Below are 14,233 nucleotides of genomic sequence, written 5' to 3'. Positions count from 1 at the left end.
GCGCCTGGCGACTCACTCGTTGCTTAGCCTTTATTGTCTACTTTAGCACGGGCTTCGTCACGCAGTTCTCGACGTAAAATTTTGCCGACGTTGGATTTCGGCAGTTCATCACGAAACTCAACCAGCTTCGGCACCTTGTAGCCGGTCAAATGGCGACGGCAGAAAGTAATCAGCGCTTCTTCGGTTAACGCAGCATCTTTCTTCACCACGAAGATCTTCACCGCTTCACCGCTGCTGCCGGACGGTACGCCGACGGCGGCCACTTCCTGCACGCCGGAATGCTGCATGACCACATCCTCAATTTCATTCGGATAGACGTTAAAACCGGAGACCAGAATCATATCTTTTTTGCGATCGACGATGCGCAGGAAGCCTTCATCATCCATCACCGCAATATCGCCGGTATGCAGCCAGCCATCTTTAATGATTTCATCGGTGGCATCCGGACGCTGCCAGTAGCCCAGCATCACCTGCGGCCCTTTGATGCAGAGCTCACCCGGCTCGCCCGGCGCGACTTCATTATCATCGTCATCGACCAGCTTGGCTTCGGTCGACGGCACCGGCAGGCCGATGCTGCCGCTGTGGTAGTCGATATCATGCGGGTTGACGCTCACCAGCGGCGAGCACTCAGTCAGGCCATAGCCCTCCAGCAGATACTGGCCGGTCAGTTTCACCCAGCGCTCCGCAACCACCTGCTGCACCGGCATGCCGCCGCCGGCGGAAAGATGCAACGAAGAGAAATCAAGCTGCTGGAACTCTTTATTGTTCAATAGCGCGTTAAACAAGGTATTCACCCCGGTCATCGCGGTGAACGGATATTTTGCCAGCTCTTTTACCAGGCCCGGAATATCGCGCGGATTGGTAATCAACAGGTTCTGCCCGCCGAGTTCAATAAACAGCAGGCAGTTCATGGTCAAGGCGAAGATGTGGTACAGCGGCAGCGCGGTCACCACCAGCTCTTTACCACGGTGCAGTAGCGGACCGTAGGTCGCATTCACCTGTTCGAGGTTAGCCAGCATATTGCGGTGAGTCAGCATCGCCCCTTTCGCCACGCCGGTGGTACCGCCGGTGTACTGCAGGAAGGCCAGATCGTCCGCGACGATTTCCGGCTTCACGTACTGCATACGGTAGCCATGCTGCAGGGCGCTACGAAATGAGATGGCGTCCGGCAGATGATATTTTGGCACCAGCCGCTTAATGTACTTCACCACGAAGTTGACCAACGTTCCTTTAGCGGTGGAGAGCTGATCGCCCATCCGCGTCAGGATGACGTGTTTTACCTGGGTTTTATCGACTACTTTCTCCAGGGTATGTGCGAAGTTGGAAACGATCACAATCGCCGCCGCGCCGCTGTCATTGAGCTGGTGCTCCAGTTCGCGCGGGGTATACAGCGGGTTAACGTTGACGGCAATCATTCCGGCACGCAGGATCCCAAACAGCGCCACCGGGTATTGCAGCAGGTTAGGCATCATCAGCGCGACGCGATCGCCCTTCTGTAGCCCTAATCCTTGCTGGAGATAAGCGGCGAAAGCACGGCTGCGCTCTTCCAGCTTACGGTAGGTCATCACCTCGCCCATGTTGATAAATGCCGGCTGATCGGCATAACGGGTGGTGGCGTGTTCAAACAATTCAACCAGGGATTGATAGCGGTCAGGATTTATCTCCGCCGGGACATCGGCGGGATAACGGTTTAGCCAAACCTTTTTCACTGCTTCACCTCTGAAATAGTTATTCGTCGTCATCACAGCCCCTGATCAACAAACATTTTGTTAACATTATATTAACTCAGCGTACCAGTTTATTAATTAGGCGTTTTTCAGGTTGCGAAGCGCGTCACTATTTATTTTTCTTATGAGACTATAAAACACGAAACAGCGGGCTAGCCGCTGTTTCTATTCCATTATAAAAACAACAAAATCATTCCGTTACGACATTTCTGACCTCAGCCGGTCCCGGGTTATACCAACCCCAACCGCCGTATCCGTAGCCCCAGGGGCGTGGGCCGAGCATCCACGGGTCGATGGGCTGCGGCGGCATCACCACCTGCTGCACCACGTTCCAGCGCTTATAGCCGGTGGCGTTCATCAACATGAATTTATAGGGGGTGGCGCCAACTTTTCCGTCGACGACGCCGCTAATCGGCCCAACCACGGTCACCAGCTGGCCGCGGAAATCGACCGGGTCGAGGAAACCGCTCACGTCGGCGAGGATACGGCCGCGTGAAGGTTCCCCCAGTTCCGGCCGCGCGCCGCTATCCAGCGGTACGGTGGCAATCTCTAAGCGGGTTTTCCCCTGCTGATTCTGCACGTTGACGACCTTACCGCCAAAACGCGCTTCCTGGCCGATATACAGCTGCGGCGCGTTCATCACCCGTACTAAATCCTGCTGCGGCGTAGGGCTGGTGCCTTTAATAACATCCGGCACCGACACGCAACCGCTTAGCGCAACGGCGACCGCCGCGGCTAACAGCCAACGAACGCCCTGTTTTTGACCCGCCATGATGCGACTCCTTCTCTCAGTCTTCTCTCTACTGAGATTCACTCGCGGCCAGGAAGTTTCTTCCACGCCACTTCGTTTCGCAAATAAACTGGTTCCGCATGCTCAACGGCCACGGTTTTTCCCGCCGCAAGCAGTTGGATGGCCAGCGGCAGCATATCTTCTGCCGCCGGCAGTTCAATCTCGCCGCTGCTTAAAATCAGCCCGCTCTCTTTCGCCAGATCCGGCCACGCCTGCCAGCCGGTGCCGACGGTAGCCCATTCGCCGGAGAGCCGCGCCAGGCGTTCGGCAACCGCAGCCGGTTTGAGAACCGCTTCAGTTTCTTCACCGTGCCAGACGCCATCTTCGTCGCGCTGATACTCGGCCCAGTAGACTTCGCCCATACGCGCGTCGATGGCCGCCAGCACGCGAGTAGCGCCGGTTTTGCGCCACGCGCCCTGCGCCATCGTCGCCAGCGTAGAGACGCCAATCATTGGCAGCTCCGCGCCCAGCGCCAGGCCTTGGGCAATGCCGATACCAATACGTACGCCGGTAAAACTGCCCGGCCCGCGGCCAAAGGCCAACGCGTCAAGTTCATTCAGCGTAGTGCCGCTTTCAGTGAGGACCTCCTGCACCAGCGGCAGGATACGTTGGGTGTGTTCGCGAGGACAAATTTCAAAATGGGCGCTCAGGGCGCCATCATTCCACAGCGCCGCGGAGCACGCCTCCGTGGCGGTATCGATAGCCAAAATTCGCATGGGTGGTCACGCTCTCGTTACATATTCCAGGTTTTAGGGCGGTACATTTATCGGCGCGCGGACTTACCGCCGCCGTACCATCCTAAATCCATTGGGGATAGCTGATTAACAAAATGGCGCGCAGCTTATCATATTTTACTGCGGATTACCTTGCCGGCGGCACGGCGAGGAAGCGCACCGCCCGGCGGATATCGCGGGTCCGCGGCGCGGGTGGCAGGCTGGCCAAGAACACGGCGCCGTAGGGGCGCATCACCAGCCGGTTGTCGCAGATAACCAGAACGCCGCGATCGTCAATATCGCGGATCAGGCGCCCCACGCCCTGTTTGAGGGTAATGACGGCATCCGGCAGCTGAACTTCATCAAACGGATCGCCGCCGCGCAGTCGGCAGTCTTCCATTCGCGCTTTGAGCAGCGGATCGTCCGGTGAGGTAAAGGGCAGCTTATCGATAATCACCAGCGACAGCGCGTCGCCGCGCACGTCAACCCCTTCCCAGAAGCTACTGGTCGCCACTAATAGCGCATTGCCGGCGCTAACAAACTGCTGCAGCAGCTGGCCTTTGCTGGTCTCTCCTTGTAGCAGTACCGGCAGCGTCATGGTGGCGCGAAACTGCTCCGCCAGATCGCGCATCATGGCATGCGAGGTGCAGAGCATGAAGCAGCGTCCATCATTGGCCTCAATCAAGGGTTTCAACATGGCCGCCAGATGACGGGCAGCACCGGGCTGGTTCGGCAGAGGTAGGTTACGCGGTACGCAGAGCAGCGCCTGATGCTGATAATCAAATGGGCTGGGCAACAGCAGCGTCTGCGCGTCATCAATGCCGAGACGAGCGGTAAAGTGGTGGAGATCGTCGTTCACCGACAGCGTCGCCGAGGTAAAGATCCAGCTCCCCGATTTTTGCGCCATCACCTCTTTAAACTTCTCGGCCACCGTTAACGGCGTCAAGGCGAGGGTAAAATGACGCGACGTGCATTCATACCAGTAGCTATAGCCAGGCTGATTGATCTCTTTGAGCCGCTTCAGGCGCCCGCGATAGAGCGTCGCGCGCTCAAAGGCCGCGTCGAGCAGCGCCGAGCGGCCAAGGGAGAGTTTAGCGACGTCGTAACACAGTTCAAGCGCGTCATCGAGCAGCAGCAGCGCGCGCTGAATGTGGCTATCCGCCAGCAGTTCGCGCAGGTTGCCGCGATAGCCCGGATCGCCCAACTGCAAACGGAAATCCTGCGCGCTTTGCGCCAGACGATCGGCGCATTTTTGCAGCTGTTGGGTATCTTTTAGTTCGGTACGGTAGGCAATGGTGATGTCTTTGGCCAAATCCAGTAGCTGGCGGCTGGAGAGCGACTGGCCAAAATACTGGCTGGCGATATCCGGCAACTGATGGGCTTCATCGAATATCATTACTTCCGCTTCGGGGATCAGTTCGGCAAAGCCGCTCTCCTTCACCACCATATCGGCAAGGAACAGGTGATGGTTGACCACCACTACATCCGCATCCATCGCCTTCTTACGCGCTTTCACCACAAAACAATCTTTGTATAACGGGCAGTCGCTGCCGAGACAGTTATCGTTGGTGCTGGTCACCAGCGGCCAGGCCTGAGAATCTTCGGCGACGCTGGCGCAGGTGCTGATATCGCCATCCTGCGTCTGATTAGACCAGGAGCGCAGAAGAATAACGTCACTTAACGTTTGTACCGGCAGATCGCCGCCCGCCAGCGCCTGCTGCTCAAGGCGTTCAAGGCACAGGTAGTTTGAGCGCCCCTTTAATAGCGCCAGTTTACCGGTGAATTTCAGCGCTTTGGCGACGGTCGGCAGATCGCGGCTATAGAGCTGATCCTGCAGCGCTTTCGAACCCGTGGAGATGATCACCTTTTTCTTCGCGCGCAGCGCGGGCGCCAGATAGGCGTAGGTTTTACCGGTGCCAGTCCCTGCTTCCACCACCAGCGGCCGGGAGGCTTCAATAGCTTCACTCACCGCTATCGCCATCTGGCGCTGCGGTTCGCGCGGCTTAAATCCCGGTATCGCCATGGCCAGCTGGCCGTCTGCTGCAAAATCGTCGATCACGTTGCCCCCTGGTTATTTGGACAGTGATTATGTCAGGGAGGACGGCGTTTCGCCAGCCCGGGTAGTGACGCGGGCGGAACATTGTGGCAGTCTTGCCGCAGCCAAATGGATAGAACAAAGAGGAAAGATAAATGACAATTACGCGTATTGATGCCGAAGCCCGCTGGTCTGATGTGGTGATTCACAACCAGACTATCTACTACACCGGGGTGCCGGAAAACCTCGACGCCGACGCGTTTGAGCAGACCGCCAACACCCTGGCGCAAATTGACGCGGTGCTGGAAAAACAGGGCAGCAATAAGTCACGTATTCTTGATGCCACCATTTTCCTGGCCAACAAAGATGATTTTGCGGCGATGAATAAAGCCTGGGACGCCTGGGTGGTTGCCGGTCACGCGCCGGTGCGCTGCACCGTACAGGCAACCCTGATGAAGCCGCAGTATAAAGTTGAGATCAAAATCATCGCCGCGGCGTAATTACTCGTCTTCGTCGTCATCTTCGAAGCGCGCTACGATCCGGTCGCCGGTATGCGTGGCGCGCAGTTCATCGGCCACCAGGGCGATTGCCTGGCCGCTGCTCATCCCCTGCGCCATCAATTCCTGAATACGTTCGACCGCTTTTTGCTGTTGCTCATGGCTCAGCGAAGGTAAACCTGCAAACATCACTCACTCCTGCTACATTGTGGGGCGTAATTATTTCACGCCGTCCGCCATTTCGCCAGTGGGCGGCACATTAGGATCGAGGTTAATGTTGTCCCCCGCTATTATTACCCTGCCCTGGCGCCCGGATGCCGCCGAACGCTATTTCGCGCCGTTAAGCGCCACGCCGTGGGCGATGCTGCTGCACTCCGGCTTCGCCGACCATCCGTATAGCCGTTTCGATATTATCGTCGCCGAACCGCGCGCGACGCTGGTTACCCGCGGCGAGCAAACCTGTGTCTGCAACGGTGAAGGCGAATTTGTCTCGCAGGACGATCCGCTGCAGCTGCTGCAACAGCAGTTGGATCGCTGTCAGTTAACGCCGCAGGCCGATGAAAACCTGCCGTTTCTCGGCGGCGCGCTGGGGTTATTCGGCTACGATCTTGGCCGTCGCTTTGAACGTCTGCCGACGCAAGCGCAGGCTGATATCGCCCTGCCGGAGATGGCGATCGGCATTTATGACTGGGCGCTGATCGTCGATCATCAACGCCAGCAGGTGTCGCTGCTCAGTTACGACGATCCGCAACAGCGCCTGCAGTGGCTGGAGTCGCAAACAGGTGAGCCGGGTGAAGCATTCGCCCTGACCTCCTGCTGGCAATCGAATATGAGCCGCCAGCAGTACGGCGAAAAGTTCCGCCAGGTGCAGGCGTATCTGCGCAGCGGCGACTGTTATCAGGTCAACCTGGCGCAGCGTTTCCAGGCTCGCTACCGCGGCGACGAATGGCAGGCATTCTGTAAGCTTAATGCCGCCAACCGCGCGCCGTTCAGCGCTTTTATTCGCCTGCCGGAAGGGGCGATTTTAAGCCTGTCTCCGGAACGTTTTATTCAATTGCATCAGCATGACATCCAGACGCGCCCCATTAAAGGCACGCTGCCGCGACTCGATTCCCCGCAGGAGGACGCACGCCAGGCGGCGACGCTCGCCAACTCGCCGAAAGACCGCGCCGAGAATTTAATGATTGTCGATCTGATGCGCAATGATATCGGCCGCGTCGCCGTGCCGGGCAGCGTTCGCGTACCGGAACTGTTTGTGGTCGAACCGTTCCCGGCGGTGCATCACCTGGTGAGCACCATCACCGCACGATTGCCTGCTACGCTTGATGCCAGCGATCTGCTGCGCGCGGCCTTCCCTGGCGGCTCCATTACCGGCGCCCCGAAAGTTCGCGCCATGGAGATTATCGATGAACTTGAACCGCAGCGACGCAACGCATGGTGCGGCAGCATTGGATATCTCAGCTTGTGCGGCAATATGGATACCAGCATTACTATCCGTACGATCACCGCCTGGCAGGGCCAACTGTACTGCTCAGCGGGCGGCGGTATCGTGGCGGACAGCGAAGAAGCCGCGGAATATCAGGAAACTTTTGATAAAGTTAACCGTATCCTGCATCAACTGGAGAGCTAGAACATGGCGGCTAACGCCCTCGATCTGGACGACTTTCTTTCCCGTTTTCAACTGCTGCGCCCGCAGCCCTCGCCGCAGTCGCTGAACCAGCGCCAGGCGGCGGTACTGGTGCCGATTGTCCGGCGCCCGCAGCCGGGGCTGCTATTGACCCAGCGTTCGCCGCTGCTGCGCAAGCACGCGGGCCAGGTCGCCTTCCCCGGCGGCGCAGTTGATAACACCGACGCTACATTGATCGCCGCCGCGCTGCGCGAGGCGCAGGAAGAAGTGGCGATCCCGCCGGAAGCCGTTGAAGTGATCGGCGTGCTGCCGCCGGTCGACAGCGTCACCGGCTTTCAGGTGACGCCGGTGGTCGGCATAATCCCCCCGGACCTGCACTATCATGCCAGTCAGGACGAGGTGTCTGCGGTGTTTGAAATGCCGCTGGAAGAGGCGCTGCGCCTGGGTCGCTACCACCCGCTGGACATCCATCGGCGCGGTAATTCTCATCGCGTCTGGCTATCGTGGTACCAACATTATTTTGTCTGGGGAATGACCGCCGGCATTATTCGCGAGCTGGCGCTGCAAATCGGCACTCGCCCTTAGCTATAATAAGTAATGCGAAGCCGCTCGCACTATTAGTAAAACCAAGGTTATCCATTAGTTTAATTCATGTGAATAGTTAAGCTGACAACCCGGTTCCCTCTTACACTATGCGCAGTTATTACATCGTTACCGCAACCGCGGTAACCCTGTCAGGAGTGTTATCGTGATTAGTATATTCGACATGTTCAAGGTGGGGATTGGTCCCTCATCTTCCCATACTGTAGGGCCGATGAAGGCCGGTAAACAGTTCGTCGATGACCTGGTCGAAAAGGGATTGCTTAATGAAGTGACGCGCGTCGCCGTTGACGTTTATGGGTCGCTTTCATTAACCGGCAAAGGCCACCACACGGACATCGCCATTATCATGGGGCTGGCGGGCAATCTGCCTGCAACGGTCGATATTGACGCGATCCCGGCATTTATCCGCGACGTTGAAACTCGCGGCCGTCTGCTGCTGGCAAACGGGCAACACGAAGTCGACTTCCCGGCGGATGACGGCATGCGTTTTCGTAGCGACAACCTGCCGCTGCACGAAAACGGCATGACTATCCATGCCTGGGCCGGCGAGAAAGAAATCTACAGCAAAACTTACTATTCAATCGGCGGCGGTTTTATCGTCGACGAAGAGCATTTCGGCAAAGAAGACGCGAGCGAACTGCAGGTTCCGTATCCGTTTAAATCGGCGCAGGAAATGCTGGGCTATTGCAAAGAAACCGGTCTGTCGCTCTCCGGCATGGTGATGCAAAACGAACTGGCGCTGCACAGCAAGCAAGAGATCGAAGCCTATTTCGAAAACGTCTGGCAAACCATGCGCGCCTGTATCGATCGCGGCATGAACACCGAAGGCGTGCTGCCGGGGCCGCTGCGCGTGCCGCGTCGTGCTTCGGCGCTGCGTCGCCTGCTGGTCGCCAGCGATAAACTGTCTAACGACCCGATGAACGTTGTCGATTGGGTGAACATGTTCGCGCTGGCGGTCAACGAAGAGAACGCCGCCGGCGGCCGCGTCGTTACCGCGCCGACCAACGGCGCCTGTGGTATCGTTCCGGCGGTGCTCGCCTATTACGATCACTTTATCGAGTCCGTCAGCCCGGATATCTATATTCGCTACTTTATGGCGTCCGGCGCGATTGGCGCACTGTATAAGATGAACGCGTCCATTTCCGGCGCTGAAGTCGGCTGTCAGGGCGAAGTCGGCGTCGCCTGTTCAATGGCGGCGGCGGGCCTGGCTGAACTGCTCGGCGCCAGCCCGGAGCAGGTTTGCGTGGCGGCGGAGATCGGCATGGAACATAACCTCGGCCTGACCTGCGACCCGGTCGCCGGACAGGTTCAGGTGCCGTGCATCGAGCGTAACGCTATCGCCTCCGTGAAGGCGATTAACGCCGCGCGTATGGCGATGCGCCGCACCAGCGAACCGCGCGTCTCTCTCGATAAAGTTATCGAGACCATGTACGAAACGGGTAAAGACATGAACGCCAAATATCGCGAAACCTCTCGCGGCGGCCTGGCGATCAAAGTCCAGTGTGACTAAAACGCGTCTGTGAAATGCGCCCTTTCCGGGCGCATTTTTCTTTTTCTCCCACCAACTTATCTTACCCACTACACTTGCTTTAAGCCGGCTGTTACTCTTATTCCTCTATTTAGCCGACAGGGCGCCGCGCATGCAAAATGCACAGAAGGTCATTTCGACATATCGCCGCAAGCGCATTCTGGTGTGCCTGGCCGTTGCATTTCTGACGCTTGCCGTCACCCTGACAATCCGATTTATTTCACAGCGTAGCCAAAATCAGCAGCGTATCCAGACGGTGACCCGCAATATGGTGATCGCGATGGACAATATCCTGCAACCGCTGGCGGCAAAACACGCTACCCTGCTAAGTATGGTCGGCAAACCCTGTCAGGATGTACATCTTGAACTGCGTAAAACCGCAGCCACGCTACAGACCGTGCGCTCAATCATCCTTGTTCAGTCCGGGATGGCCTACTGCTCCAGCATTTTTGGCCCGCGCCATGTGGCCATTCATCAGCTACAGCCCACACTGCCGACGGTAAAGCCGCTGCTGGCCTTTTCAACCGACAACTCACTGCTCAAAGGCACGCCGGTACTGATCCAGTGGTATCCCTCCTCCGTGAGCGGCGCCGACGGCGCGTTGTTAATTATTAATATCGAGCTGCTTGGCGAATTGATTCTCAAAGAAAAATCATCGCTCATAAGCGACATCAGCCTCACGGTAGGCAACAAGAGCTTTCTCAGCGATGTCGGCGTCGTCGAAAGTCATCAGTTGCCGGGTCTGCCGATAATTTACCGGCAAAGTTCCAGCCAGTTCCCCTTTACCATCAACATCAGCGGCCCGGGAGCCTCCGCGGTGGCCTTAGAAGAGCTGCCCGCTGAATTACCGCTGGCGCTGATGTTCAGCCTGTTGATGACCGGTATCGCCTGGCTGACGACCGCAGGACGAATGACTTTCTCGCGCGAAATAACCCTGGGTATCGCCGCCCACGAGTTCGAGGTATGGTGCCAGCCGCTGCAGGATTTACGCACCCAGCAGTGCTGCGGCGTGGAAATTTTGCTGCGCTGGAACAATCCGCGCCGCGGCAATATCTCACCGGATGTTTTTATTCCTATTGCTGAAGGCTACAACCTGATAGTCCCCCTGACCCGCTACGTCATCGCCGAAACCGCCCGCCGGCTACATTATTTCCCGCAGGATGCCAATTTTCATATTGGTATTAACGTGGCGGCGCGTCATTTCAGTAATGGCGAACTGCTGCGCGACCTGCACACCTATTGGTTCAGCGCTAATCCGGTACAGCAGCTGGTAGTCGAGCTGACTGAACGCGATGTCCTGCGTGAGGGAGATCACCACATGGCGGAGCACCTGCATTTTAAAGGCGTCCAGCTGGCCATTGATGACTTCGGCACCGGCAACAGTTCTTTGTCCTGGCTGGAAAAACTCCGCCCGGATGTACTGAAGATTGATAAGTCTTATACCGGCGCCATTGGCATTGATGGCGTCAACGCGACGGTGACCGATATGATTATCGCCCTGGCGCACCGGCTCAAAATCGTCACCATTGCCGAAGGGGTCGAAACTCAGGAACAGAAGATTTACATGCGCAGCCACGGCGTGGATTTACTACAGGGATATTATTATGCCCGCCCGTTACCGGTAGAGGATTTTCCGCGCTGGCTGGCGGAGGAGAAACACCGTCTGGCGGCGACTGGGGGTAAAAAACAACCCGCCGGGCAAGTTTAGCCCGGCGGGTTCGACATTACTCTTCTTCGTCGTTATCGTGTACGGTTTTAATAACCCGTACCAGATCGACGCGGTAATCGTTCGCTTCAACAATGGTAAACTGCAGCGGCGGCAGTTCCACAACATCGCCTACCCGCGGGATATGGCCGTTCGCGGAGATAACCAGCCCGGCAACGGTAGCGATATCATCGTCTTCGTTGACCAGGTCGTCCAGCCCCAGCGCCTGCTGCAGCGCGTGGAGGTCGGTTGAGCCTTTGATTAACCACCCCTCGCCATCCAGCACAATTTCCGGCGTTTCATCCGCATCCGGGAACTCACCGGCAATCGCTTCCAGGACGTCCAGCGGCGTCACCAGCCCCTGCACCACGCCAAATTCGTTGGTGACGATGACAAAGCTACCGCGCGCCCGGCGCAGCACGCCCAGCAGGTTGATCGGGTCCAGCGTTTCCGGCACCACAATCGCCGGAGAAGCGGAAGCCATTGCGGCAACGTTCTCCCCCGCTTCCAGCGCCACCAGCATCTCTTTGGCGCGTACAATACCGATGATTTCATCAAGCTCGCCGCGGCAAACCGGGAACATGCTGTGTGGAGACGAAAGCAGCTGGCGACGAATTTCTTCTTCGCTCTGTTCAGCATCCACCCAGCTAATTTCGCCTCGCGGGGTCATGATGCTGCGCAATGAACGCTGCGCCAGGGTCAGCACGCCGTTAATCATATAGCGTTCTTCTTCAGCAAACGCGCCTTCCGGCACCGGCACTGCCGCCGGGCTATCGCTATCGTGCGCGACGGCCGCCTGTTTGCGACCGCCCATCAGGCGCAGAATCGCATCAGCGGTACGCGCGCGCAGCGGCAACGTCGACTGGTGGCGGATAAAGTTACGCCGCGCCACCTGGTTAAAGAACTCAATGGTTATCGAGAAGCCAATCGCCGCGTACAAATAGCCCTTAGGAATATGGAAGCCAAAGCCTTCAGCCACCAGACTCAGACCAATCATCAGCAGGAAGCTAAGACACAGCACGACAACCGTCGGGTGCTGGTTCACGAAGCGGGTTAACGGCTTCGAAGCCAACAGCATCAGGATCATCGCAATAACGACCGCAGCCATCATCACCGGCAAATGGTTCACCATGCCGACGGCGGTAATCACCGCATCAAGTGAGAAGACGGCATCCAGCACCACAATTTGTAGCACTACCACCCAGAAGCTGGCATAGCCTTTGCCGTGGCCGGCATCATGCTGGCGGTTCTCCAGTCGTTCATGCAACTCTGTCGTCGCCTTGAATAGCAGGAAGATACCGCCGACCAGCATGATCAGATCGCGCCCGGAGAACGAAAAATCGCCTATGCTTATCAAAGGCTTGGTCAAGGTGACCATCCACGAGATAACCGAGAGCAGCCCCAGACGCATAATCAGCGCCAGCGACAGGCCGATGATACGTGCCTTATCACGCTGTTTTGGCGGCAGTTTATCGGCAAGGATGGCGATAAAGACCAGGTTATCGATACCCAGAACAATTTCGAGGACCACCAGCGTCAGCAGGCCAGCCCAAATGGTGGGATCCATTAAGAATTCCATGAGCGGCTCCCGTTAACGACAGCGGTAGTCATCGCGATGTCATGCACCGGCGAAACAATAGTTGCTGGTAAAAAAGCGTGTGAGGTAGAGGCGGCAGACGAGTGCCTGAGGGTGAAAAGACGTCGATGACGGTCCATACGGCGGGCTATGCCCTATACTCCTGAGTAATTAAACGGAAGCTAAACATAGCAAAATATAGCGCAGAATTGGCAAAAATTTACCTGTCTTTGCAATAGCTAAGGCTATTTTTTGCGCTGCGAAATTATTGATTATCGAAGCGTAATTTACGGAGCTCCATCACATTAATTATTTTTTCACTATCTAAAATAATTCGCGGTAGTAATTAAATTAGATCTTACACCCTTACTGAATCGATTTTTCCACAAGAGTGATTCAGGATGTATCAGACCAGATGATGCATTCACCATAATAACGGAGGTAGCAAGTGACGATTGCTATTGTAATAGGCACACATGGTTGGGCTGCAGAACAACTGCTGAAAACCGCAGAAATGCTGTTGGGCGAGCAGGAAAACGTTGGCTGGATCGATTTCGTTCCCGGTGAAAACGCCGAAACGCTGATCGAAAAGTACAATGCACAGCTGGCAAAACTGGATACCACAAAAGGCGTGCTGTTCCTCGTCGATACGTGGGGCGGTAGTCCATTCAACGCGGCAAGCCGCATTGTTGTTGATAAAGAAAACTATGAAGTGATCGCTGGCGTCAACGTCCCGATGCTGGTCGAAACCTTCATGGCCCGCGACGACGATCCGTCGTTTGATGAGCTGGTGGCGCTGGCGGTGGAAACCGGTAGCGAAGGCGTGAAAGCGCTGAAAGCCAAACCGGTTGAAAAAGCGGCACCGGTGCAGGCGGCCGCGCCAAAAGCGGCGACACCCGCTAAACCGATGGGTCCAAATGATTACATGGTGATTGGCCTGGCGCGTATCGATGACCGTCTTATCCACGGCCAGGTTGCGACCCGCTGGACCAAAGAGACCAACGTCACCCGCATTATCGTGGTCAGCGATGAAGTCGCCGCCGATACGGTGCGTAAAACGCTGCTGACCCAGGTGGCTCCTCCGGGCGTGACCGCTCACGTTGTTGATGTCGCGAAGATGATTCGCGTTTACAACAACCCGAAATACGCCGGCGAACGCGTCATGCTGTTATTTACTAACCCAACGGACGTTGAACGTATTGTTGAAGGCGGCGTGAAAATTACCAGCGTCAACATCGGCGGTATGGCTTTCCGTCAGGGTAAAACGCAGGTGAATAACGCGATTTCGGTCGATGAAACCGATATCGAAGCATTCAAAAAACTGAATGCCCGCGGTATTGAACTGGAAGCGCGCAAAGTTTCCACCGACCAGAAACTGAAAATGATGGATTTGATCGCCAAGGTGGATAAATAACCCGGCGCTCGCGAGCCA

General features: G+C 56.7%; 12 protein-coding genes. 6 read left to right on the top strand and 6 right to left on the bottom strand.

Annotated elements, in window-relative coordinates; genetic code table 11:
* Window positions 1-23: 23 nt before the first annotated feature.
* The 4 genes from fadD to KGA69_RS15550 form a co-directional block, all read right to left on the bottom strand.
* Window positions 24-1,709, bottom strand: coding sequence for a long-chain-fatty-acid--CoA ligase FadD (fadD, locus tag KGA69_RS15565; RefSeq protein ID WP_015705923.1), 1,686 nt, complete (start codon window positions 1,707-1,709; stop codon window positions 24-26).
* Between the two features lie 208 nt (window positions 1,710-1,917).
* Entirely contained in the window at window positions 1,918-2,499 is a 582-nt protein-coding gene (locus KGA69_RS15560; RefSeq protein WP_045390409.1) for a Slp family lipoprotein, read from the bottom strand.
* Window positions 2,500-2,537: 38 nt separating this feature from the next.
* Entirely contained in the window at window positions 2,538-3,233 is a 696-nt protein-coding gene (gene tsaB, locus KGA69_RS15555; RefSeq protein WP_045390407.1) for a tRNA (adenosine(37)-N6)-threonylcarbamoyltransferase complex dimerization subunit type 1 TsaB, read from the bottom strand.
* 145 nt (window positions 3,234-3,378) lie between these two features.
* A complete protein-coding gene (locus tag KGA69_RS15550) occupies window positions 3,379-5,289 on the bottom strand; it encodes an ATP-dependent DNA helicase (RefSeq protein ID WP_045390404.1) in 1,911 nt (636 codons plus the stop codon).
* Window positions 5,290-5,420: 131 nt separating this feature from the next.
* Between KGA69_RS15550 and KGA69_RS15545 the strand changes: the two genes are divergently transcribed.
* Window positions 5,421-5,765 carry a RidA family protein gene (locus KGA69_RS15545; RefSeq protein WP_015366047.1) on the top strand — a complete coding sequence of 115 codons (345 nt, stop codon included), beginning with the start codon at window positions 5,421-5,423 and terminating at the stop codon, window positions 5,763-5,765.
* On the opposite strand, the gene KGA69_RS15540 is transcribed toward KGA69_RS15545, so the two are convergent.
* On the bottom strand, window positions 5,766-5,951 hold the full coding sequence (locus tag KGA69_RS15540) for a YoaH family protein (RefSeq protein WP_015366046.1): 186 nt from the start codon (window positions 5,949-5,951) through the stop codon (window positions 5,766-5,768).
* A gap of 85 nt (window positions 5,952-6,036) precedes the next feature.
* Between KGA69_RS15540 and pabB the strand changes: the two genes are divergently transcribed.
* The 4 genes from pabB to KGA69_RS15520 all read left to right on the top strand — a co-directional run bounded on the left by pabB (window position 6,037) and on the right by KGA69_RS15520 (window position 11,228).
* The gene (gene pabB, locus KGA69_RS15535) at window positions 6,037-7,392 is read left to right on the top strand and encodes an aminodeoxychorismate synthase component 1 (RefSeq protein ID WP_045390401.1); all 1,356 of its coding nucleotides are present in this window, start codon (window positions 6,037-6,039) and stop codon (window positions 7,390-7,392) included.
* 3 nt (window positions 7,393-7,395) lie between these two features.
* Window positions 7,396-7,974 carry a CoA pyrophosphatase gene (locus KGA69_RS15530; protein ID WP_015705928.1) on the top strand — a complete coding sequence of 193 codons (579 nt, stop codon included), beginning with the start codon at window positions 7,396-7,398 and terminating at the stop codon, window positions 7,972-7,974.
* Between the two features lie 163 nt (window positions 7,975-8,137).
* Window positions 8,138-9,502: an L-serine ammonia-lyase gene (gene sdaA / locus KGA69_RS15525; protein WP_015705929.1), complete on the top strand. Its 1,365-nt coding sequence runs from the start codon at window positions 8,138-8,140 to the stop codon at window positions 9,500-9,502.
* A 130-nt stretch (window positions 9,503-9,632) separates the two neighbouring features.
* A complete protein-coding gene (locus KGA69_RS15520) occupies window positions 9,633-11,228 on the top strand; it encodes an EAL domain-containing protein (protein WP_045390398.1) in 1,596 nt (531 codons plus the stop codon).
* A gap of 16 nt (window positions 11,229-11,244) precedes the next feature.
* On the opposite strand, the gene yoaE is transcribed toward KGA69_RS15520, so the two are convergent.
* Window positions 11,245-12,804 carry a CNNM family cation transport protein YoaE gene (gene yoaE / locus KGA69_RS15515; RefSeq protein WP_045390395.1) on the bottom strand — a complete coding sequence of 520 codons (1,560 nt, stop codon included), beginning with the start codon at window positions 12,802-12,804 and terminating at the stop codon, window positions 11,245-11,247.
* A gap of 445 nt (window positions 12,805-13,249) precedes the next feature.
* Between yoaE and manX the strand changes: the two genes are divergently transcribed.
* Window positions 13,250-14,215, top strand: a complete 966-nt coding sequence (manX, locus tag KGA69_RS15510; RefSeq protein ID WP_045390392.1) for a PTS mannose transporter subunit IIAB — start codon at window positions 13,250-13,252, stop codon at window positions 14,213-14,215.
* Window positions 14,216-14,233: the final 18 nt, after the last annotated feature.

The sequence above is a fragment of the Klebsiella sp. A52 genome (assembly GCF_018388785.1).
GTDB classification, from domain to species: Bacteria; Pseudomonadota; Gammaproteobacteria; order Enterobacterales; family Enterobacteriaceae; genus Klebsiella; species Klebsiella aerogenes.
The sequence above is the reverse complement of the archived record's forward strand: the minus strand, read 5'-3'. Positions and strand labels throughout refer to the sequence as shown.